The 22,165-nt window shown below is 57.7% G+C and carries 15 protein-coding genes and 1 other RNA gene; all 16 read right to left on the bottom strand.

Annotated elements, in window-relative coordinates:
* Positions 1-62: 62 nt before the first annotated feature.
* The 16 genes from NJH59_RS03915 to NJH59_RS03840 all read right to left on the bottom strand — a co-directional run bounded on the left by NJH59_RS03915 (position 63) and on the right by NJH59_RS03840 (position 22,141).
* Positions 63-1,100: an ABC transporter substrate-binding protein gene (locus tag NJH59_RS03915; protein ID WP_043863846.1), complete on the bottom strand. Its 1,038-nt coding sequence runs from the start codon at positions 1,098-1,100 to the stop codon at positions 63-65.
* A gap of 360 nt (positions 1,101-1,460) precedes the next feature.
* Entirely contained in the window at positions 1,461-1,892 is a 432-nt protein-coding gene (locus tag NJH59_RS03910; protein WP_253086422.1) for a hypothetical protein, read from the bottom strand.
* Between the two features lie 878 nt (positions 1,893-2,770).
* The gene (locus NJH59_RS03905) at positions 2,771-6,001 is read right to left on the bottom strand and encodes a type I restriction endonuclease subunit R (protein ID WP_253086421.1); all 3,231 of its coding nucleotides are present in this window, start codon (positions 5,999-6,001) and stop codon (positions 2,771-2,773) included.
* Positions 5,994-7,346 (bottom strand): hypothetical protein, encoded by a 1,353-nt coding sequence (locus tag NJH59_RS03900; RefSeq protein ID WP_253086420.1) that lies wholly within the window; start codon positions 7,344-7,346, stop codon positions 5,994-5,996. The genes NJH59_RS03905 and NJH59_RS03900 overlap by 8 nt, the downstream gene beginning before the upstream one ends.
* A gap of 212 nt (positions 7,347-7,558) precedes the next feature.
* Positions 7,559-9,637: a class I SAM-dependent DNA methyltransferase gene (locus NJH59_RS03895; RefSeq protein ID WP_253086419.1), complete on the bottom strand. Its 2,079-nt coding sequence runs from the start codon at positions 9,635-9,637 to the stop codon at positions 7,559-7,561.
* Between the two features lie 299 nt (positions 9,638-9,936).
* Entirely contained in the window at positions 9,937-10,230 is a 294-nt protein-coding gene (locus NJH59_RS03890) for a hypothetical protein (protein ID WP_253086418.1), read from the bottom strand.
* Positions 10,227-11,207 (bottom strand): integrase domain-containing protein, encoded by a 981-nt coding sequence (locus NJH59_RS03885; protein ID WP_253086479.1) that lies wholly within the window; start codon positions 11,205-11,207, stop codon positions 10,227-10,229. The genes NJH59_RS03890 and NJH59_RS03885 overlap by 4 nt, the downstream gene beginning before the upstream one ends.
* The gene (locus tag NJH59_RS03880) at positions 11,194-11,544 is read right to left on the bottom strand and encodes a hypothetical protein (protein WP_253086417.1); all 351 of its coding nucleotides are present in this window, start codon (positions 11,542-11,544) and stop codon (positions 11,194-11,196) included. The genes NJH59_RS03885 and NJH59_RS03880 overlap by 14 nt, the downstream gene beginning before the upstream one ends.
* Positions 11,528-12,928 (bottom strand): YfjI family protein, encoded by a 1,401-nt coding sequence (locus NJH59_RS03875; RefSeq protein WP_253086416.1) that lies wholly within the window; start codon positions 12,926-12,928, stop codon positions 11,528-11,530. The genes NJH59_RS03880 and NJH59_RS03875 overlap by 17 nt, the downstream gene beginning before the upstream one ends.
* Before the next feature lie 957 nt (positions 12,929-13,885).
* Positions 13,886-14,458, bottom strand: a complete 573-nt coding sequence (locus NJH59_RS03870) for a TIR domain-containing protein (RefSeq protein WP_253086415.1) — start codon at positions 14,456-14,458, stop codon at positions 13,886-13,888.
* Positions 14,459-14,479: 21 nt separating this feature from the next.
* Complete coding sequence (locus NJH59_RS03865; protein ID WP_253086414.1) at positions 14,480-14,950, bottom strand: TIR domain-containing protein; 471 nt, start codon at positions 14,948-14,950, stop codon at positions 14,480-14,482.
* Between the two features lie 2 nt (positions 14,951-14,952).
* Positions 14,953-16,398, bottom strand: coding sequence for an SIR2 family protein (locus NJH59_RS03860; RefSeq protein ID WP_253086413.1), 1,446 nt, complete (start codon positions 16,396-16,398; stop codon positions 14,953-14,955).
* A gap of 566 nt (positions 16,399-16,964) precedes the next feature.
* Positions 16,965-18,221, bottom strand: coding sequence for an integrase domain-containing protein (locus tag NJH59_RS03855; protein ID WP_253086412.1), 1,257 nt, complete (start codon positions 18,219-18,221; stop codon positions 16,965-16,967).
* Positions 18,222-18,408: 187 nt separating this feature from the next.
* Positions 18,409-18,800, bottom strand: a transfer-messenger RNA (tmRNA) gene (gene ssrA, locus NJH59_RS03850).
* Positions 18,801-18,901: 101 nt separating this feature from the next.
* On the bottom strand, positions 18,902-19,183 hold the full coding sequence (locus tag NJH59_RS03845) for a hypothetical protein (RefSeq protein ID WP_043863844.1): 282 nt from the start codon (positions 19,181-19,183) through the stop codon (positions 18,902-18,904).
* A 147-nt stretch (positions 19,184-19,330) separates the two neighbouring features.
* Positions 19,331-22,141, bottom strand: coding sequence for an FAD-binding and (Fe-S)-binding domain-containing protein (locus NJH59_RS03840; RefSeq protein WP_253086411.1), 2,811 nt, complete (start codon positions 22,139-22,141; stop codon positions 19,331-19,333).
* Positions 22,142-22,165: the final 24 nt, after the last annotated feature.

The raw sequence follows: 22,165 nt of genomic DNA, 5'->3' as shown, positions 1-22,165 counted from the left end.
CTTGTGCTCGGCAGATTCCGAAAGCCATGGGGTGAGTGCCCCATGGCTGGCCGTTCAGGGGGTCAGCGCGACGCCCAGGCGTTGAAGCGTTGCTCCAGTTGTTCGCCATGGTCGGCCCAGAACAGGGGGTCTACCGGCACCTGCTGGGAAAGGTTGGCTGGCGCGGTGGGCAGTTCGGCGATGCGGTCCTTGTCGAGCAGTTGCATGGCCTGCAGGTTGGCGGCGCCGTAGTCGATATGTTCGGCGAAGCTTTTCTGTTGCGCGGGGTCGAGCGTGAAGGCAATGAACTCGCGGGTTTTCTCCTGGCGCGAAGCGCCCCGCGGGATAGCCCAGGAATCGAACTCGTAGAGGCCGCCGGACCAGACGATGTCCAGGTCATACTTTTTCTTCTGCTTGGCCGAGAGGCGGCCGTTGTACACCGAGCTCATCACCACATCCCCCGCGGCGAGATACTGAGGTGGCTGGGCGCCGGCTTCCCACCACTGGATATGCGGCTTGATCTCATCCAGCTTGGCGAAGGCGCGGTCCTGGCCTGCCTTGGTGGCCAGCAGCGTGTAGACGTCAGCGTGCGCTACCCCGTCGGCGATCAGGGCGAACTCCAGAGTCGACTTGGCCAGCTTGCGCAGGCCGCGCTTGCCCGGGAATTTCTCCACATCCCAGAAATCCTTCCAGCCGGTGGGGGCTTGCTTCAGCTTGCTGGTGTTGTAGGCCAGCACCGTCGAGTACACCAGAAACCCTATGCCGCAGGGCTGGATGGCGCCGGGAACGAAATGCTTGGTATCGAGGCCGATCTGAGCTGGGTCCAGCGTCTCGAACATGCCCTCTTCACAGCCCCGGGCGAGCTCGGCGGACTCCACCTCCACGGCATCCCAGGACACGCTGCGGGTATCGACCATGGCCTTGACCTTGGCCATTTCGCCGTTGTACTCGCCGGAAATGATCTTGCTGCCCCGGGCTTGTTGCCAGGGCTTGTAGAAGGCCTTTACCTGAGCCTCCTTGTTGGCGCCACCGAAGGAGACGATGGTGAGGTCGGCCGCGAGGCCGTGACTGGCAGTGACTATCCCCGTTGCGAGTGCTGCGAATTTCAGAGCTTTGATCATTATTGTTATCTCCTACTGTTCAAGGGTGATTGCACATCACTCGAGACACCGGGATCAATCGGTCCTCCCAGACGAGAGACATCCGGTTCTCGTTCCATGCGCTGCAGGGCAAACCGCACAGCTAACAGCAAGGCTCGCCACGCAGCGCAGTGTTCTCCTAAGGTGGTTTTGTGGTGCCCTAAGGTTTCATGGGGGTAAGGAGGGTAAAAGCTGACTTTTTCGATTCTTGGATTGGGGTTTACTAAACTATGAATGGATGAGGGGGTTCAATTGTCACTCCCGGATGTGCTGACGATTTTTGCCATGCGATGTCATACAGGCATGAAAAAGCCCGCGCTTGGCGGGCTTTCTGGGATCGTGTCAGAGGCTGTGTGCGTACTTCTCATCAACCTTGCGTCTTTCAAGCGTGTACTGCTTCAGGTCGATTTCATCCGTGGCCAACCTTGAGTCGAGATTGTCCATCTCGCTTCTTTTCAAGTTGGACACGTGCGCTTTAGTGGCTTGATAGTTGATCGACTCTGCAGCTTCATACCCGCTGACAGGGTCCCATAAGATCGAGATAGGCCAGAGCAAAAGGTTGACCACGCCAAACCCGTAGGAGCGTCCATAAAAGGAACCCCCGCCAGGCAGGAGGCCAAGTGCGGCTCCCATGCCAGGGCTCTTCTCCTGAACCGCGAGGTTACTTGCCTTGTAACTTGCGAGTTCCGATTGTTGGACCGAATTGAGGCCGGTTGCGCAGCCTGTGCTCAATACTATGAGCATGGCTGCCGTCAAATTGCGAAGAGCGAACATCCTGGATTCCTTTGGTACCAATCGCGCTCGGCCCCCTCCGGACCGAGCCGTGGCGGATTCTACAGGGGGTGTGATGTTTTTGTGCCATCATTGGCGGATTTGACACAGTTCCATCAGAGTGGGTGGTGCGGATTGACTTTGGTCTTCCCATCTTCCCAGCCTGCGTGGGAGCTCAAAACTCAGAAAGCCCCAGCGGCCCTGAGGTTCCGTATTGCGGAATTTCAGGCAAAAAAAAAGACGTCCGAGGACGTCTTTTCTTTGTTTGGTGGGCCGGGGTAATTTGAATTCGTTCGGTAAGTTATTGATTTATAGCATTAATAACTATTTTAATTTTTAGTTGGAATACCAATTGGAATACTGCACTCCGCTTGACCACCCGTTTGCATTCGATCTGACCAGCACGTCTCGTAACCATGATTGGCAGTGAACGACCCAGGCTGTGTGAAAACCTAACCAGAAATTGAAGTGCGCGCACCTACGCGCAATCTGAAATTGATCAGCTGATTAGCAGAGCTGGATTTGACGTAGGGACTCGGTTTTCAGTCCTGTTTTATCCGAGCAAGCTCACAAACGTTTTCACACAGCCTGGACTCAAAGCAGCCCTCGAATGTCTACGACATCAGAGGCAATATATACGGGAGTTCGCGCTGCCAAGGTTGTTCGTTAAAGAGCACTGCACACCGGGCCCACAGAGCCAGGTGACTCGCTAGGAGCATGCAGCAGTGCTCGATGCATGCAGAGCCGCCTAGGCTCCAGCGCCCAAAGAGGGAGTTTTACACACCATAGCGAACAACGCTGACGAGTTGGGGAGCGTAGAGAACTAGCCACCCCTTCATACCTAGGCAAGGTGTATAGCTGCCTGTCTGAGATGCAAGATTTTATGCCGCCCACTTCCTGCCTTGACTCGCATAATCGAGTATCAGCTCGAATACGTTATTGCACTTTTCCTTGAAGATCGCCCGGTTATAGCTGTCTGGCAGGTTGTTATCGAGTACTTGCTCAACGACTGTGCGGACGATGCGCTGGGTCTGGCCATCCTTGAACCAATCTTGCACCAAGACCTTGGGCTGGCCGTCCAGCAAGCGTTGCAGGAGCGACTTGGCAGCCAGCTTAACCTTTTGGGTTTCATCTTGGGTCATGCTGTCCTTCTTCAATAGGTCGAACAGTTCCAGTTCATCCTCACTCAGCCCTTCTCGAATATGTCGGTCGTCTTCGGCGCTCAGAGCTTCCATATAACGCAGCAGCTCTTCGTGGTAATCCTCGGTGGCCGAACCGCCAGCGTTGTAGCGATCGATGATTTCCTGCAGGCGCTGAGCGAAGTCGCTGCGAGTTTTATTCACAGCCAGCATCTGCGCGATCTTCTGCTCCAGAAAGCCACGCAGATCGGCGATCTCGATGTTCTTGTAGACAGTCTGTTTGAACTCTTCCCGCAGCTTGTCGAAGTCGATCTTGCTTAGGTCCCAGGTGCGGCCCTTGCGCACGATCTGGTAAGCGCCCTGTGGTTCTTGTTGATGAAAGGCTTCGGCATTATCCACCACCACGCTTTCATCCAGCAGTTCGTCGATGCGCCGTGTTACTTGGTCGATATCTACCTGTTCGACCAGGCTGTCGATCACTCCGCGCAGGTAATCGAAAGCCGCCACCACCCGCACTAATTGGTTACCGAGGATTTCCGGTTTGCACGCCTCGTACAGGGCGACGATGGTGTTCTGGTAGACGTTGAAGGTCTTCCGCCACTCCTCGTTGCCTAGCAGGATGTCGGCGAACTCGTTGAAACGACCGAGGTTCTTGAAGATCTCCTCACGACCCAACACTTCTTCCAAGGTGATCCCACGCTCGCGGCAATAACCTAGGCCTTCGGCAATAGCTTCGTCCAGCAGACCACGCAATACACTTTTATCTTGTACAGGCGGTTCGTTGGTACCTTCTTCGCCCTGAGCATAGTCCTTTAACGCCTGCTTCATATTGCGGAAGACGTTGTAATAATCAACGATTTCACCGTTGCTCTTGGGGATGCCATTGATCTGGTGCGAGGTCACCCGATTGGCTCGGGCGATGGTCTGCATCAGGGTGTGCCCCTTCATCGGCTTGTCGAGGTACAGGGTCGAAACGGTCGGCGCATCGAAGCCGGTCAGCCACATGGCACAGACGAATACTAGCTGCAGCGGATGCTCGGGGTCTTTGAAGTTGTGCTCGATATCATGGCCGTGCTCGTCCAGCGCATTGATGCGCTGGCGATGGCGGACGACTTCCAGGCCCTGCAGCTTGAACTTCTCCTCCTCGCCTGCTTCCTCGCTGATTATCACCGCCATCTGCACGGCATGCATATAGGTGACGACTTTTTTCAGCCGAGCCTTTTCCACCTCGTTGGGCGTTTCCTTGATCCTCTTGCGCAGGGCTTTCAGTTCTTCCTTCCACAGCCGCTGCACCTTGTCGTACAGCTTTACCGCCGTGAACTTGTCCACTGCGATGACGATGCCCTTGCCCAAGTAACCCCGGCGGGGGAAGTGGTAGACGATGTCGCGGGCGATTGTCTCCATGCGGTCGTCACGCTTGATCACCTGTACTTCCTGGGCGAACTGGCGTTCGAGCTTTTCCTGCTGCGCCTCGTCGAGGTTTTCCTCTTCGAGAATCTGATAGAACTCTTCGCTGAGGTCGTCGTTCTGGATCAACACCTCGGGCACGCGCTTCTGGTAGAAAAGCGGCACGGTGGCGCCGTCGTCCATTGACTGCTGGAAGTTGTATTCGGATACGTAATCGCCGAACCACTGGTTGGTCTTTCGCTCGCGGCCCAGCAGTGGCGTACCAGTAAAGGCGACGAAGTTTGCTCGGGGCAGACCGGCGCGCATGTTTTCCCCCAGACTCTTGTACTGGGTGCGGTGCGCCTCGTCGACTATCACCACGATATCGTCGCGATTCGACAACAGCGGGTAGGCCTTGCCTTTGTCGTAGCGGAACTTCTGGATCAGGGTGAACACCAGGCGCTTGCTCTGGCCGAGGAAGGCACGCAGTTCTTCGCTGTTTTTTGGCCGGACGGCCTCGTGGTTCTGCACCGTGCCAGTATTGAGGAAGTTGCGGAAGATCTGCCCGTCGAGATCGTCACGGTCAGTGACCACCAGAAAGGTGAAGTGCCCCGGCAGTTTGCGCAGGATCTTGCGTGCATAAAAGATCATCGAAAAGCTTTTGCCCGAGCCCTGGGTGTGCCAGAACACGCCGAGCTTGCCGCGCAGCGCCTTGCGTTGCTGGAAGCGCGCGAAGGCGCGGTTGACGCCGATAAACTGGTGGTTCTGGGCGATGATCTTCTGCGTCTGCTTGTGGAACAATACGTAGCTCTCCACATAGTCCAACAGCCGCTCGGGGGCGAACAGGCCATCGATCACCCGCTCTATACTGGTGCCCTGCTCCTTGATCTGTGCACGGTCGAGCTTTTCCTTCTCATCTTCTACCCGCAGCCAGCTGAAGAAATGCTCCCACTCGGCGGTCAGACTGCCGACTCGGGTTTCCAGGGCATTGCTGAGCACGCAAACGGCGTTTGTGAGGAAGACTTGCGGGATAGTCTGGCGGTAACGCACCAGGTTGTCGTCGTAAGCATTGCGCAGAGGAACCTTGGCGTTTTTCAGCTCGATAAATACCAGGGGGATGCCGTTCACGTACAGCAGCATATCCGGTCGCAGGTATTTGTCGTTGATGCCCTTGATCCAGAGCTGGGTTACAGCGAGAAAATCGTTATTGCTCGCCTCAGAGAAGTCGATCAGCCGTAGCTGCTCCTGCTCCCATTGGCCGTTCTGCTGGTATCGCACCGCGATACCGTCGCGTATTAAGCCATCCAGTTCAAGGTTGGCGGCCACTAGGGTCATGGCCTGTCGGCGCTCGGCGAACTGCGTCAAGGCCTGCTCCAGCGCCCCATCGGGTATCTGAGGATTAAGCCGCCGGGCGGCGGCCTGCAATCTGTCGCCGAGGATCACGTCGCGCTTGTCGCGACGGCCGGAGCCGTCCTGTAAATCGCTGGGCTGCGCGGTCATGCAATTTAGCAACTGATAGCCGTACAGCTCATGCAGCCGACCCAACAGGGTGCGTTCGATATCGTCCTCGGAAAACAGATTATGCATGGGCTACTTCCTGCAGGGCCTCGTCAGCCTCACGCATGCTAGGGGTAAGCTGAATATCGAGTTGGTCGACTGGCAGTTTGCCGGAGATTAGGCGTGCCAAAAGGGCATCTCGCGTAGCTGCCAAGGAACGCTCTTTTTGCGAAAGCAGATGAAGCTCGTTGAAGTGAGGAGCAACAATCTCAGAGAATTTTTTCATGATTGAAGCCGGAGGCTCAGGGACTAAGAAGAAGTCCAGGCAACTCTCCTGGACTCTTTGGCGTCCAGAAGCACCTGTCATACTGAGTTCAGCGTGTTCTCGCAAAATTTTTGATATTGTTAGGAAGTATATGTACTCGGCAGTTAGTGCTTGCTCTCTAAGGACAATGAACTCTGTGGAGCCAATACCTACTTGATCTTCATCAAGCACCATGACGAACCCGCGTTTACCATTCTCTAGCGATGGAGTTATTCGCGGTAGCAGAACGTCTCTGTTACGAAATTTTGAGCCTGCGCTGCCAGTTCGCATTTCCTTGAAAGAGAAGAGCATAGAGTCTGTTGATAGATCATCCATCGCAACGAATGGCTTAGTTTCAGATTTATCAACCTTTTCTGGCGGATTGACCCTAACTAGTTCTGACAACTTTCCTATTTTCCAGTCGACAGGTATCCCTTTATTAAAGGCTGCCTGTTGATGCCCAGGAAAGCGGAAGCGCACAAACCATTCGCGGTAAAGTTCTTCGGCCATTTTTTCCAGCAGTTCAATACGACGTCGATTGCTCGCGATAAGATCGTCGTAGGCGGAAAGTGTGGCAGAAATTTTTCTTTGCGTGGGTTCGTCCGGGATATTCAATACCGTCTTTTTCTTGAAAGATGTATATTGAAACCTGGCAACACCTGTGTGCTGAAGATTATAAACAGCCATGTAGCCAGCAGAGTACAGGGCCTGTAAAAGATAATAGACAAAGCCAGGGTCAAATTTTCTTATATCTAAACGAAGATGGCGGCTAAAGCTTGCGCACAGCACCGGAAATTCGTTGTGTTTTTCAAAGAAATTTTTTGTTAATAATGCACTTCTGCCAGTGGATTGTTTTGCAGTACCACCTGCTGTTTCTAGAATAATATCGCCAGCCTGTAATTTTTTTCGGTCGACTATATGATCAGGAATCCAGCGTTTGGGAAGTTCAATTCCTGCTGAATGCAAGCCAGCGAAATCAGTACCTCGAATGACCTCGCACAGCTGATGACCAACTGTTGGTTCGCCGAGGCCCCACTCACCGTCTCGGCTTTCAATCAAAAGCTCTTCAAACGGTACATCATTCCAGGCAATCACTCCAAAGTCTCGTGGGACACGCTCAGTCTTAATCATGTTTCGACTCATCCTCCATCCGCTCCACTGTCTTTGGCAGCTTCTTCGTTTCAGCTGTGCGCCGGCGCTCGATTTTTTTCAGGCCTTCGGCGGGCGGTAGTTGTTCAGGCATTTTGCCGCGATCACTCAGCAGCGCGTGGACATTGGCGTTGTTTTTGACATGTTCATCGGTAACGCTCCTTGTGGCTACGACCCAAGACTGGCAGCTGCACTCAGGCCTCGCCAGTCAGTTGGCGGATATTGTGGGCTATCACAGCTTCCAGCTCACGGGCTTCGCCATTGAGGCGGGTCAGCTCGTCGTTCATGGCCAGCAGACCTTCGATAAATTCCTCTTCGGTCTTTCCGTCTTCCTCGATGACCACGCCGACATAGCGGCCGGGGTTGAGCGAGTAGTCCTGCTCTTTCACATCTTCCGGAGTGGCCAGTTTGCACAGGCCGGTGACGTCTTCGTACTGGGCGGCGGGAAAACGCTCTTGCAGCCAGTGGATATGCTGGAAGTAGTTTTCCGCACCTTTTACTTCTCCATGCAGTTTTTCCAGAGCAGTTTTTAGCGCTTTTGTTTCGCGGTCGGTGCTGCCGCGCTTTCCTTCGGCCTTGGCGGCTTCGGCCAGGCGCTTTTCGTGCTGGCGCACGGCCTTGTCCAGACGTTTCAGGTTGGCATGCAGGCCGGCGAAGAAGGGATCGAAGGTTTCGCGCAGGGCATGCTGGGCCTGGTTCTTAGCATCCACGTCGGCATCGTCCAGGTGCATGGCCTGGTAAGCGGTATAGGCATCCTGCAGCGGTTTCAGCTCGACCCACTGTTCGCGTAGGTCTTGCACCGCTGCCCGGCCTTCGGCTTCTTGCAGCATATCCAGCAATTGCTCGGACAATGGCTGGATATGCGGCTGGTTTTCCACCAGGCGCGCCACACCAGCGGCAAAGTAACTGTCGACCAAGCGCACGAACTCATTACGCTGGCCGCGATGCAACTTGCTGATGATAGCGATGTTCTGCAATTGCTCGTCGTTGAGTTCGCGCAGGGAGCGGGTGAGCTGGGTGAATATGTTGCGTGCGTCGATAAACAGAATGCGCTTGTCCTGTTTGGCCTTGTCGAAGAACCACAGAGTGGCCGGCAGGGTGACGGTGTAGAAAAGGTTCGACGGCAAGCTGAGCATGGCGTAGATCAGGTTATTTTCGATTAGCGTCTTGCGAATCTCAGCTTCAGAATGGCGGGCGTCGGAGGCCGAATTTGCCATCACCAGCGCGGCGCGGCCCTTGGGTGTGAGTGATGTGGCGAACAGGTTGATCCACAGGTAGTTGCCATTGGGGACGGTCTCTTTACCTTCTTCGCCCTTCTTGGCTTTGGATTTATTGCGCGGGATGCCGTAGGTGTTGAAGCGGCGGTCGTTTTCCACCGTGGCCAGGGATACGTCGTCGACGTTGAACGGCGGATTGGCCATTACGTAGTCGAACTGGCCGAAGCTGTTGTGCGGATCTTCGTAGTAACTGTTGGCCTGCTTGATGGTGCCGCGCAGGCCGTTGACCGCCAGATTCATCTTGGCCAGCTTGACGGTTTCCAGGGTCTTTTCCTGGCCGTAGACGTAGATATCGCCGTCGTTACCGTGATGGGCATCGGCACGGTGCTGCTCGATAAACTGCGCGGACTGCACAAACATACCCGCCGAACCGCAGGCCGGGTCATAAACCTTGCCGCCGTGGGGCTCGATGATTTCCACCATCAGCTTGACCACCGAGCGCGGGGTGAAGAACTCACCGCCGCCCTGGCCTTCGGAGAGGGCGAACTCGGCGAGAAAGTATTCGTAGATCTGGCCGAAGATGTCGCCAGTAGCATTCTGTGGAATGTCGTTGAAGGTACGTAGCAGTTCCTTGGGGATGCCCTTGTTCTGCGCCGAGCGGGTGAGGCGGAAGTATTCATCCTGGGGCAGCACGCCCTGTAGCTCGGGCTTGTACTCCTCGATGGCCTTCATCGCCTCATTGATGGCCTTGGCGATGTCCTTGCTGTCTTCTAGGTTGAGCAGGTAGTCGTAACGGGCGTGGTCGGGCAGGTAGAAGCCGCACTTCTCGATGGCGATATCGGCCAGGGATTTCTCCAGGCGGGTGTCCTTGTAGGCGAGGAAGTCGCGGTGAATGGCCTTCTCGTGCTGCTTGAACTTGTTGTCGGCGAACTTTAGGAAGATCAGTCCCAGTACCGGGGTGGAGTATTCGCTGGCCTTGAGGTCGGAATTGGCGCGCAGGTTATCAGCGGCGCGCCAGAGGTCGGCTTCGAGTTTCTGTAACTGCTCTTTGGTCATGGGTTCTGCTTAAGGGATTCAAAGTGGGCTATGCGCTATGAACAGGAGTATTCCAAGTTCCGCGAGCGTGTGCCAGCCAAAACGCACTATTGCAATATTCAATGGTGAGCTAAGGCATGAAAGGGGGGCGAAGTATTCGGGCGCGCATCGCTTCTGGTTTTGTGGTCATCTCCTGGCGTCCGCTTGTGGCCGTTTTTTGCCGTTGCCGCGTGTGCTTCGAGCAGGTTCGTCAGCAAGAGGTTGTCCGCGCTGAGATATCTGAGATAGATGAAGGCGGGCAAGTGAGCCTGGAAGGCTGCCTACTCACGATTCGAGCTATCCATCAGCAATTGCCGGTCACTCCCTAATCGCTTCCAAACCAATAGAGCAGTGAGCCGATAGTAATACCGGCTGGCGTCGGAATGTTCTTTCAGGTGCTGAGTGAGAAACCAGCGCACATGCTTGAGCTGCCAGGTCCAGGGATTATCGCGTTGCCATCGTTGTTGAATGGCCGCTTGCATGGCTCGGGCTTGCCGTAGGTGGCGTTGCTGCGTGACCTTCGATCCGGTCAGTACGCCGCTCAGGAACAGCGTCATATCGAAGGGCTTGGTCACGCTCGACCACCAATGTAGGCCGAAACCACATCAATCCGGTTATGGCCGAGCTCAAGGCTGATTTGTTGCCGCGCCTGTTGATCCAGGTCGCGGTCAATGCGATAGCAGTGACCCCCATTGACCGGGTCGGCATGGCCCGTGAGCTGCTCGTAACGTTCGCAGGCGTAGGCCGCTCGCAGTTCATGGAAACCCTTCAGCCCGTGTTCATGCAGCGTTTCACGGGCGGGGAGTACAGCCCGATGCAGAAACGCGGCGTAGGTTTCGTCTCGGGCCAGCAAGTTGCGGCTGCGGGGCGGCGACGCATGACGAGCGAGCTGCAGCGCCGCCTTCACCGCTTCATTGGCCTCAACCCATCGCGGCGATGATGCCCCTGAGCGGCCGCCTTTGGTGCCGTCCTGAATGTTGATGCGGCCTAAGTGTTCGGCTTCTCGGTGCAATCGTGGCAGGTCCGCCAGGATTGCTTCGCGAAGGCGCATACCGGTTGTTCGGGCTAACAGGACAATCGCGGCCACCCGCTCGTGTTGCTGTTCGCCCAGCGCCTCTAGTACTCGCCGCACCTGTTGGTGGTCTTGGCCATCCGGCGCGCGGGTGCGTACGGTCGAGCGCTTCTGTCCCAACGCCTGACTCGGGCTGGCGATCCTCACGTCCTGATCACCGCGCAGCGCGGCGAGGGTGCGGTTGACGCTGCTTAGGCGGTTCTGCGCGGTAGCGATGCAGAGTTCACCTTGCTGGATCTGCTGGCGCAGGTACGCGGCGTAGTCGTGCAGCGTCTGTCGATCGATCTGGCGCGCATCGTTGTAACCGGGGCCGTCCTCTGATCGACACCAACGCGCGAACGCCTGCCAGCGATCGCTATGCGCTTTGACCGTGGCGAAGTGGCCGTCGGCAAACAAATCCTTGAGCGCTTGTCGGCCGGCATAGCTCAGCTGGCGGCCATAGCCAAAGTTGCGACCCTCACGCCGACTAATCAAGGTCATCGTCATCACCGTTTTCGTTGGTTTGCAGACAAAGCAGCAAGGCTTTCCAGTGAGGGCTGAGCCTGTCCACCTGCCGCCAGTGGGTCGGGCGGATCAGGAGGGTGTTCTCGTGGTGTTGCAGCACTGCCCCTTCCTCACGCAGTTGCTCGATCAGCAGGGCGAGGTGGGTAGGCTCCAGAGGTGGTGTGGCGACAGCGGCGACAGTGGCGACAACCCGCGTCGTTTCTGGCCTGGCGCGTGGCGACAGGGTGGCGACAGCAGCGGCGACACGTCGCGATTCTGGCGGCGATTGATGTTGCGCCTGGTAGTGGCGCACGGCGTCATTGAGGCGAAACATGGCGCACCTCGAAAGTTTTTCCGTCGCGGCTAGTCAGCCAGCGATGAGTGATCAGCACGACCAATAAAGAGGCAGTATGGTCAGCGCTCTTGCGGGCAAAACGAGGGCCGTTGCGATTGACGTCGCGGACGGTGAAGTGGGTCCAGCCTTTCTGCACCAGCCAGCGCAGCAGCCGATCCGCCTCTTCGCATCGGCTATTGATCGGCTCCAGTTCAGTCAGGCGCTGAATCTCGGCCAGGTAGTAATCCATCAGCGTGGAGGCGCGCTGGATGTGTGCTTCGTCCAACGCACTGGCCTCTTCAACCATGGCCAGCACGCCCGCGATACGCAGTACATTCGCCGCCGCCTTGCTCGCGACAGGCTGGACGCCGGCCAGCTCGCCGAACTCGCCGGACTGGCATTCGATGGTGTCGTGAATATCGATCCAGGCCCGACGGGCGCGGGGAGTCAGCTCCAGTGTGGCGGGATTGAGTGAGCCATCCTGGTGAAGCGACCAGGGCTGTTGCAGCAGGGCGGTGATCCGCTGTTGGTAGTGTTGGACTTTGGCATCTCGGGTCAGGTCGATCGCATTGTAGAGTCGCTGGCCGGCCAGGCGCTCAGGCCAACTGATCAGGCAACGGCCGAGGATGCCTTGGCCATTGATCACCGGGTCTTTGAAAATCTGGTTGGCCAGGTAGGGCTGCAGCATCAGATGCAGGCTGAGGCGGCGGTCATAGGCGCGCAGGCTTTCTCCGGCCATGGAGCGGGCCCGGTCGATCGGGCTGCCATCCCACAGCATCGACAAGGTGGTGATTGCCTTGAGCAGATTCTCTTTGCTCATGGTGCTGCTGCCCAAGAACTGGCCACCTTCATCATTGAACAAGCCCATGCTGGGCAAGCCATGGCACAGGCTTTTGACCAGAGCCTCAATGGTGGGCTCGGCAATGATCAGTCTCGGTGCTACCGGCTCGGACAGCTCGTCGCCTTCCGCCCCGGAGGTTGTCTTTGAGGTTTTGGGTTTGGCCATGATGCTGGTAGCGGCGCGATAGGCTTTGAGCTTTTCCGCATACAGGGTCCACTGCTGTCGTTCCCACTCGCGCGCCGCCTTCAGTGCTAGGTGATCCACCGCGCTTTTGCGATCACCCGAAGACGCCACCGTCAGTAGGTAGAGGGACAGCGGATAGGTTCGACCGTCGAGTTGGGCATTGGCATGGCCCTGGCTCACTAGGGCAGCGCTGGCCAGCACCGATTGAGCGGCCATGGCGCAGGGCACGCCGATCACCTCGGCCAGTCGTTCGACCGCAGGGCCCAACAGTTCCCCGAGTGCTTCGACCGGGTAGGGCAGTGGCGTCTGCTGGTATTCCAGCAAGGGTTGTGGGGGCTCAAACGCTTCGCACAGTTGCATCGCACTTCTCCTGAGGTTATCGACTTCCTCCTCACTCATCCCGCCACGGTTGTTGAGTGTTATCAGGGATCAAGGCCCCTGCGACCTGTGAGGTTTGTCCACTGACGCGGGACTGACGGCTCCTTACGGCCGGGAGCTTGGGCATTTCATGATCTGGCCTCCTGAACACTTCCGCAGAAGTGGGCGGGTGGAGGCTGCACTGGATGACGAGACCGGTGCCGCGAGATCCTGAGTCGGGTGAAGGCAGCGAGACGGTCACTGGGGCATGCCTGACTGTCAGTCAGGGGCAGTCCATTTTTTGGGCTGCGGCACCATGATCGGCATCGCTGTTGCTGGTGAGCATTCGGTGTTTGTCACGCCGATTGTCACTAGGGGGAAAGCGGCAAAGCCCCATGCGAGCAGGACTGCAGCAGTGTGAGATGCGCCCGTCTCTTTCGATGGAAAGAGACGGGCAAAAGGTTGGCGCAAGAACTGGCCAAGCGGAAAGTTGCTGCAGAGCAGAAAGGAAGGGGTATGAGTTGCCGCAGAGGGCGCTCTGAAAGAATAGGCATCCATCACATATCGCTGTGACCGTGCGAGCCGCCGGACGCTAATCGCACTTGGGGTGAACCACCACGATGTGGCGTAGCCTCAAAGGTTCTGGCTACCTGGGTGCTGCCAATGGCAGCGCTTTGAGGCTTCTTTTTATCGTCCGCGTATGGCTGGGTCAACCGAGTTGTGCGCAGTCCATTGCGCCAATCAGCGGTGCTGGAAGGCATTGGTCGTTAGTGATGCTGGTTGGACACTTAGCCGTTTGTCGTCTTTCTAAATGTGAACCCCTGAGCGTGGGAACTTGAAGTCTTCCCATGCTCAGGGGGGGCGGAAACCTAAAGCGAGGCTGATAATGGTCCGAAGACGCGTGAGTGTCATGCAACAATGCGGGGGACCAGGTATGTCGAGACAAGGGGGAGAGGGTTATCAATAGCTGTTCCACGTGGGCACGCCGCGGGCAAAGCTGCCGAGATGACTCCACTTATTGCCGCGGTCTTCGACGTAGTGGTTCATGACTTGGTCCTTTACGTACTTGGTAACCACCGGATACAGACCCAGATATTCTTGTCCCTGGAAACTCTGGTTTTCAGAGTCCAACAGCGGAAGGATGGCTACCCGGCCAGGCTTGTGGCCGTCGAAGAACCCTAGCTCCCAGGGCATCCATTTCGAATTGGAAGAGTTGTCAGTGGCGATATACATCATGGATCTTGAGTGCTTCATGCGCTCTCGGAGGATGGCAGCTGTCTCCTTGTCCACCGAGCTGCGGTCCAGTTGCCGGTCGACAACCCAGTCCACATAGACGCGCATTCCCTGCTTTTGCAGCAGGACCATCACCCCCAGAACAAGGTCTGAATCGTCGGTGGAGTGTGACAGGAAGATGTCGAACTCCTCGTACGATTTGTAGTTCTCCATTGTCGCAGTCAGAACAGCTTTTGCAGTGCGATATCCACGAGCGCCTGCCGCAGCGGCACGCGCCTCGCTTTTGGTAAAAAAAGCCATATTAAGTACTTCTGGTTTGGGTTACTGATTAATGGCGTTTTCGATCCAGGTCGCCAAGTTGTCCCTGATATCGCCATAGGCGTCGCTATAGTTGGGCTCATACACAAGGGGCTTAACAATCTGGCCGCTTTTGTTCTTGAAGCTGAACTGATTGAAAGGGTTGGTCCCCATTGTCCCGAAGCCATTGCGGGGGCAATTCAGGCGGTGGATATGGACGCCCACCACTGCCTTGCCCAGCTCCCAGGCTCGCTTGATTTCGTACTGGACCCATGGACGGTAGGCGGTCTGGCTGCCGATTAGCACCACTAAGCAAGATTTGCCGTTCAGGTTTTGGTCGATCCAGTTTTTCACGCCTTGCTCAGTGCGTTTGATCTGTTCCCACGTGTTAGGGCTGACGGGCTCATCGCCTTCCAGCGCACCCATTCGGCGGATCTGCTGCACTCGCATCACATCGTTGTCGAAGTGAAAGCTATAGAAAACCTTGCGTTTCATCCCTAACCCCCAAGTTTCTTAATGATGGACAGAACATGCCGTTCGATTTTGGCCCGATTAGCTGCAGGGTCCGCAAGTTGCGCTACCTCCGCTTCAAGCCAGGGATAATCGGCGAAGTGGTTAGCTGGATCCGCAAGCATCTCGTCTGCCAGAGCCTTCGCCATGTAACCGGTAGTTCCAATGGGCACTGCTACGACGCCTTTCTCCTGAGCAATTTTGAACTCCTTATATACGCCGTCGGCGTTAACGACGCTGCCGTCCTTAACCTTGTTGCCGAAAATGAAGAGGGCTATGCCGGAAAGCCCAATCATGCGGTGCCTGTATTCATGCCACAGATCGGGCAGGTCTTTGCCATTTGAGGCCACCTGCGGGAACGGCCGCATGATGAGTTGATCCTCTGAGTACTTTTCCGGTTTGGAATAAATGGCATCGAGAGCACCGTTGATGACTGCGCTCCCGATTCCCCAGCCAAATCCATTGACGACTCTGTAACCCCCTTTCACCAAGGATGCAGAAAGCGAGTGCACGAAATTCAGGGCATCCTGCTTGTCCCAGGCACCATACTCTTCGGCGCTACCGGAAATGAAGATGGTCTTCTTGAGGAAGCGGCTCTCGATCTCCTTCAAAATCACCGGGATCTCATTGTAATCGTCGATCAGGAGTGCCTGAATGCCAAACCGCAGCAGGTCGCGAACATGGTGCTCTTGTCGGCGTCGCCGATACTTCGCGGACTCTTCGTCTTCCTTCCCTTGCAGCTCAGCAGGCTCCTTGCGAAGGAAGCAGTAGTGGGTTCGCCGATAATCGTCCGGCACGTGCAGTCTACTGAGCACGTAATCCAGGTTGGGGTCCGTGAAACTGAAGCCTATGAACAGGAATGTCTTAGAAATCAGATCCCCACTCAGGGTTGTTACAAAGGCTTCGTGGCTCTTGTGGTATTTCTCGTATTGAGACTTATAGAGAATGGCAGCACCTGGCGACGACACGTCACCGTGCATTTTGTAAACGACGGCGTCACGCTTGGGGCGAGTGGTAACTAGGTCGTCTGTCTTGCGTTTGATATCCGCGACGCGGTAGTTCTGCTTGAGGCTATCTTCTATCAGAGTGTCGTAGTTGGTTGTCCAATACGTTCTGATCGGAAGTCGCGAGATGATGTCGTGAGCTTCGGAGGGTTCTGCCTGCTCCGAAAATTCTTCAAGGATTTTTCGGGCCAGGCCATTCGAGCTGTTTTTCTGGTTAACATGGTATTGCGCAACCGAAATCAGGTCGTGCTCCAGCTCAACCTTAAGACCCAGTTCTTCGGCGATCTCACTGAGCAGCTCACTCCAGTTGACGAAACCGCAGCTTTTGGAGAGGCCTGCGCCGGCAAATACAGCGGCCCCCCCATTCTCAATGTCCTTCACATACGTTCTGATGAACGCTTCAATTTCGGCTGAAAACTTACCGGTCATACCCGGATACTTCCCTGTAATTGGCCAGTGGCCATCATACGAGGAGAGGGGGAGTTGTCAATGCAGCCAGCGGGTTACTAAGTGTCCACCAATCTGGCGAGTAACTATGCGAGCTGCCGGGCGCGAATCGCACTTGGGGTGAACCCCCACGGTGTGGCGTAGCCTCAAAGGATCTGGCTACCTGGAGGCTGTCGAGGACAGCGCTTGTAAGGTTCTGGTGTAATGCTCGCTCTGCTCGCAGTCAACCGTATTTTGGGGACCACTGTTGAGCCAAACGGTAGCGCTGGATGTCCTTGGAAGTCGATGGCATCACCTGGCTAGGTGGTCGTTTGTCCGTTTTTAATGTGAGCCCACGAGGACGGGAATGCGGAGCCTTCCCGCCCGCGTGGGCTTGGCCGAAAAAGACCCAGGAGCGAGACCTGCAGCATGGCGACAGTTGCCACTTCTGTCGCCATGCTGCAGGCCAGGTATTACGCGGGTTGTCGCCGGTGTCGCCGCTGTCGCCAAATCAACCATCACTCCATCTGGGTAGTCATTCTCGATTACCGGCGGCGTCCGGTGAGCGCTCACCGTATAGGCACGACGTTGTGGTCCCTGGTTTGATTGATCGCCGATGCCGACAGGTTCCCAGTGGCCGCTTTCTGGATGTGCTCACTCCACCAAGCCATCATCGGACGCCGGCGTTCGATGTAGTCCGCTCGGTTGTAGGCACTTCGGACTTCGTCCTTGTCGACATGCGCCAGCGCGACTTCGATCAGCTCCGGATCCCACCCATGCTCGTTCAGGATGGTGCTGGCCATGGAGCGCATGCCGTGGCTGACCAAGCGGTCCTGGAAGCCCATGCGTTTCAACGCCATGTTGGCGGTCTGGCTATTGGCGTGGGTGCGTGGATCTCTGTCTGCCGGAAACACGTATTCCCGATGGCCGCTGTGGGACTTGAGCGTCTCCAGTAGTGCGAGTGCTTGGTCGGTCAACGGGATGCTGTGCGGGCGGCGCTTCTTCATCCGCTCCGGCGGGATGGTCCAGATGCGTTTTTCGAAGTTGATGTCTGCCCATCGGGTGGTCGCCGCCTCGGCAGGACGAGTCATGGTGTGCAACTGCCATTCGATTAGGCAGCGAGTCGTGCGCTTGATGCTGGCGTTCGCGATTTCGATCATCAGTTCGGAAAGCTCATCGGGTCGTAGCGCGGCCATGTTCTCTTTCTTGGGCTTCTTGAATACCGCTCGAATACCACTGAGGGGGTTAGAGAAAATCAGCCCGGAGTTTACCCCGTAGGTCATGATCTCGTTGAGCCGTTGGCTCAGTCGCTTCACTGTCTCGAGACTGCCTTTGGCCTCGATTGGGCGAAGCAGTTCGATGACCATCGGTGCGGTAATTTTCGAGAGCGGCGTTGATTTTAGGTCTGGAAATACATGCAGCGTGAGCGATCGCCAAATGTCTTCGGCGTACGCCGGCGTGACGGAGTCCTTCTTCAGCTCGAACCAGGCGGTGGCCACGTTCTCGAACGTATGTTCCGTCTCCGCTCGTTTGGCTTCGTCCTGTGCATTGCGTTGCACCTTGGGATCAATGCCTTGTGCAAGCAGCTCGCGCGCTTCCGCCACTTTTTTCCTGGCGTTCGCTAGTGAGAGCTCTGGGTACGTGCCGAGCCCCATATTGATACGGTTCTTGGTTACCGGCTCGCGGTAGTTGAAGTTCCACAGCATCGAGCCGTTGCTCCTGACTCGGAGCTGGAGGCCGTCACCATCGCTGAGGACGTAATCCTTGTCTTTTGCCTTGACTGCCTTGAGCTGGCGGTCGGAGAGGCGAAGGGCTAGAGCAGGCATGAGAGCTACCTCTGACACCGTTTTGGTATTCCAAAAAATAGCACCGGATGGCTTGGAATACCATTTGGAATACCCAAATGGCTGGAACTCAGAAAACCTCTACGGAGCCCAATAGCGCTTAAACTCTTGATTTTTCTGAATTTCAGGCACAAAAAAAGACGTCCGTGGACGTCTTTAGATGATTAAGTGGTGGAGCCGGGGGGATTTGAACCCCCGTCCGCCAGTACTCCGCTGTCGGTACTACATGCTTAGCCGTGTCTATTGAGTTAATCCGCAGCCGCCCGACGGGCAGGGTGCTTTGGACGAGTTGGGTAAGTTTTAGTCGCTTTGCCCCCAACGTGCTACACGACGATCCTGTTCTGTATGACAATCACTTCGGGTTTACAGGCATCCCCTAGTGATTGCTGGAGCCGAAGCTACCAGGAGAGCGGGCTCGGCTGCTTACGCAGCGAGAGCGTAACCCTCGTAGTTTTCGTCATTGGCAACTATAGAAAGTTGCAACAGTGGATTTACGAGTTCTGTTACCAACTCGGCATGCACCTAGAGTTTCATCACCGGCGTCGAATCCTAATCGGCCCCATTTTTTACTGCTCTAGCGCTAGCACCGTTTCGGGTGCATGTGACGGAGTATACGCCATCGGTCGGGCGACGTCGACTACCGGTCCGGTCGCCCACCGAGGTTACTGACCGTTGCCGCCCTTGTCGGTCTTCTCGAGGCGCGACAGCACCTTGGCGCTGATGGTGATGCAATCCTTGTCGTTGCCCGCCGCCTGCGCGGCCTTGGCGTCAGCCACGTGCTGCTTCAGCGCATCGTCCAGCCCTTCGGATGTCGCGCCCATGGTTGCCATCTGGTCGTCGATCTTCTGCAGGTTGCTGGTACACAGGTCTTTATCCGCCGCGAACACAGGCGAGGCTAGCAGTGCGGCGCTGAGGAACAGTCCGGTAATCGCAGTACGCTTCATGTGAATCTCCTTGGCTGGGAAGGCCTCAGGATAAGGGGCCTATTTGCATGGACTGCGGCCGATGCCAGGGGTTCAGACGGATGTTGTGGCAGATGGCCTGTTCGCCGGCAAGGCCAGCTCCTGCCGGTGTGCAGGAGCCGCCTTGGCTCACAGCGCCCTGGCTCTGGTCACCCGGTCCACCAGGTACACCAGGCCGTGATAGTCGATGCCGCCATGCTCGCTCAAGCCGATTTCACAGGTGCGGCTGGTGGAGATGCCTTCGCTGCAGTACTGCACGGCGTCCTTTAGGCTGCGCAGTGAATGTGCGTTCAGTTCGGGGGTGGTGAAGCCCTTGTCGCCGGCGAACCCGCAGCAGTGGATGCCCTCGGGTATCACCACCTCTTTGCTGCAACGCCGTGCCAGGTCGATCAGCGCCTGGCTCTCGCCCAGGTGCTGGGTGCTGCAGGTCACGTGCACGGCAATGGGTGCGTCCTGCGGGGTGAACTCCAGCTTGTCCACCAGGTGGGTGCGGATGAAGCGCACCGGGTCATACAGGTCCAGGCGCGAGTCCTTGAGGTCCTGCACCAGGCGCAAGGTGCACGGGCTGGTGTCGCAGTAGATCGGGTCGAGCCCGCCGCGGCTGGCATGCAGCAGCGCGCCGATCAGTTCCTGGCGCTTGTGTTCGGCCTGTTCGGCATAGCCCTTGGAGGCGAACGGCTGACCGCAGCACAGGCTGTCCTGGTTCTCGGGGAACACCACCTGGTAGCCGGCCTTTTCCAGCAGGCCGCGGGTCTTGTCCAGCAGCGAGGTCTGTTCGCGATCGCCAGCGGCCGGGCCCATGACGCGCGATACGCAGGCCGCCAGGTACACCACGCGGGGCCGCGCATCGTTGCTCGCCGGGCTGAACTGGATGGGCTGCAGGGGCTGCGGCATGGCCGGCGTCCAGAGCGGCAGGCGGCCGTTGCTGGCTTTGCTCAACGACTGGCTGATGCGGGCCAGCCGTGGCGCGCCCAACAGGCGGCTGGCACCGTTGGCTGCGCGCAGGGTGAGGCGGGCGCCGCTTAGCGCGGTGTGGAAATGCTCCGCCAGCCAGTCGGCTGTCTTCACGTGGCTGGCAGCCTGGGCGCGCAGTTTCTTCACCAGTTCGCCGGTGTTGATGCCTACCGGGCAGCGCTGGGCGCACAAGCCGGTGGCGGCGCAGGTGTCGATGCCCTGGTACTGGTAGTCGCGTTCAAGCGCGGTGGTATCGACCCCGGCGTGCTTCTTGGCCTGGATGTCGCGCCACATCACGATGCGCTGGCGCGGGCTCAGGGTCAGCCCCTTGGACGGGCATACCGGTTCGCAGAAGCCGCACTCGATGCACTTGTCGACGATCTCGTCGGCGGCGGGCAACGGCTTGAGGTTTTTAAGGTGGATCTGCGGGTCGTCGCTGAGCACCACATCCGGGTTGAGGATACCGTTGGGGTCGAGCAGGCGCTTGAGCGTCCACATCAGCTGGTAGGCATCGTGGCCCCATTCCAGTTCGACGAACGGCGCCATGTTGCGCCCGGTGCCATGCTCGGCCTTGAGTGAACCGCCGAATTCGACCGCCACCAGGTGCGCCACGTCGTCCATGAACGCCTGGTAGCGGGCGACCTCTTCGGTACTGTTGAAACCCTGGGTGAACACGAAGTGCAGGTTGCCCTCCAGCGCATGGCCGAACAGGATGGCTTCGTCATAGTGGTGCCGCTCGAACAGCTCGATCAGGCGGTTGACGCCGATGGCCAGTTGCTCGACCGGGAAGGTCACGTCTTCGATGATGACCGTGGTGCCGGTCTTGCGCACGGCGCCGACGGCCGGGAAGGTGTCCTTGCGGATGGCCCAGAGCTTGGCGTTTTCCTTGGCGTCTTCGGTGAAGTCGACCTGTTTCTCTACCGGAAATTGCGCCAGCGAGGCCATGATCAGGCCCAGCTGCTCGTGCAGCAGTGTCTGGGTGGCAGCGCGGGACTCGATCAGCAGGGCGCACGCACCCTCGGACAGCTGCTGCACGAAGGCCGGCATGCCGGGCTTGTCCTGCACCGAGCGCAGGCTGCGCCGGTCGAGCAGTTCCACGGCCGATACCGGCTGGCTTTTCAGCACGGTGACGGCGGTGCAACAGGTTTCCACGTCCGGGAACACGATCAGCGCCGACGCCTTGTGCGGGTGATCGATCACGGTGTCGTAGGTAACCGCGCTGATGAAGCCCAGGGTGCCCTCGGAGCCCACCAGCAGGTGGTTGAGGATGTCCAGTGGCTGGTCGTAGTCGACCAGCGCGTTGAGCGACAGGCCGGTGGTGTTCTTGAGCCGGTACTTGTGGCGGATTTTCGCGGCCAGTTCGGTGTTGGCGCGGGTCTCGCGGCCCAGGCGCGCGAGCGATTCGAGCAGGTCGGCATGGCTGCTCTGGAAGGCCGCGACGCTGGCCGGGTCTTCGCTGTCCAGGCGGGAACCGTCGGCCAGCACCAGGCGCAGGCCGGCCAGGGTGTGGTAGGTGTTCTGGGCGGTGCCGCAGCACATGCCACTGGCGTTGTTGGCAACGATGCCGCCGATCTTGCAGGCGTTGATGGACGCCGGGTCGGGGCCGATCTTGCGTCCGAACGGCGCCAGCCAGGCGTTGGCCTGGGCGCCGATCACGCCAGGTTGCAGGCGGATCTGCCGGCCTTGCTCGCGAATCTCGCGACCGTTCCAGTTGTCGCCCAGCACGATCAGCACCGAGTCGCTGATGGCCTGGCCCGACAGGCTGGTGCCGGCGGCGCGGAAGGTCACCGGCACGCGGTCGCGCTGGGCCAGCTGGAGCAGGCCCACCACTTCGTCTTCGCTTTCCACGCGCACCACCAGCTTGGGGATCAGCCGGTAGAAGCTGGCGTCGGTACCGAAGGCCAGGGTAGACGTGGGGTCGTCGAAGCGGCGCTCACGGGGGATCAGGCGTTCAACCGAGTCGAGAAACGCGGTGGGCAGGCTCATGCAAACTCCTCGCGGGGCCACGGC

It is taken from the genome of Pseudomonas sp. VE 267-6A (assembly GCF_024126555.1).
Classification (GTDB): domain Bacteria; phylum Pseudomonadota; class Gammaproteobacteria; order Pseudomonadales; family Pseudomonadaceae; genus Aquipseudomonas; species Aquipseudomonas palmensis.
Note: the sequence above shows the minus strand (reverse complement) of the source record. Positions and strands in the feature narration are given on the sequence as shown.

Coding starts and splice junctions, on each gene's coding strand:
- NJH59_RS03915 (WP_043863846.1), bottom strand. CDS start 1,100: ATGATCAAAGCTCTGAAATTCGCAGCACTCGCAACGGGGATAGTCACT.
- NJH59_RS03910 (WP_253086422.1), bottom strand. CDS start 1,892: ATGTTCGCTCTTCGCAATTTGACGGCAGCCATGCTCATAGTATTGAGC.
- NJH59_RS03905 (WP_253086421.1), bottom strand. CDS start 6,001: ATGCATAATCTGTTTTCCGAGGACGATATCGAACGCACCCTGTTGGGT.
- NJH59_RS03900 (WP_253086420.1), bottom strand. CDS start 7,346: ATGATTAAGACTGAGCGTGTCCCACGAGACTTTGGAGTGATTGCCTGG.
- NJH59_RS03895 (WP_253086419.1), bottom strand. CDS start 9,637: ATGACCAAAGAGCAGTTACAGAAACTCGAAGCCGACCTCTGGCGCGCC.
- NJH59_RS03885 (WP_253086479.1), bottom strand. CDS start 11,207: ATGACCTTGATTAGTCGGCGTGAGGGTCGCAACTTTGGCTATGGCCGC.
- NJH59_RS03880 (WP_253086417.1), bottom strand. CDS start 11,544: ATGTTTCGCCTCAATGACGCCGTGCGCCACTACCAGGCGCAACATCAA.
- NJH59_RS03875 (WP_253086416.1), bottom strand. CDS start 12,928: ATGCAACTGTGCGAAGCGTTTGAGCCCCCACAACCCTTGCTGGAATAC.
- NJH59_RS03870 (WP_253086415.1), bottom strand. CDS start 14,458: ATGGCTTTTTTTACCAAAAGCGAGGCGCGTGCCGCTGCGGCAGGCGCT.
- NJH59_RS03865 (WP_253086414.1), bottom strand. CDS start 14,950: ATGAAACGCAAGGTTTTCTATAGCTTTCACTTCGACAACGATGTGATG.
- NJH59_RS03860 (WP_253086413.1), bottom strand. CDS start 16,398: ATGACCGGTAAGTTTTCAGCCGAAATTGAAGCGTTCATCAGAACGTAT.
- NJH59_RS03855 (WP_253086412.1), bottom strand. CDS start 18,221: ATGCCTGCTCTAGCCCTTCGCCTCTCCGACCGCCAGCTCAAGGCAGTC.
- NJH59_RS03845 (WP_043863844.1), bottom strand. CDS start 19,183: ATGAAGCGTACTGCGATTACCGGACTGTTCCTCAGCGCCGCACTGCTA.
- NJH59_RS03840 (WP_253086411.1), bottom strand. CDS start 22,141: ATGAGCCTGCCCACCGCGTTTCTCGACTCGGTTGAACGCCTGATCCCC.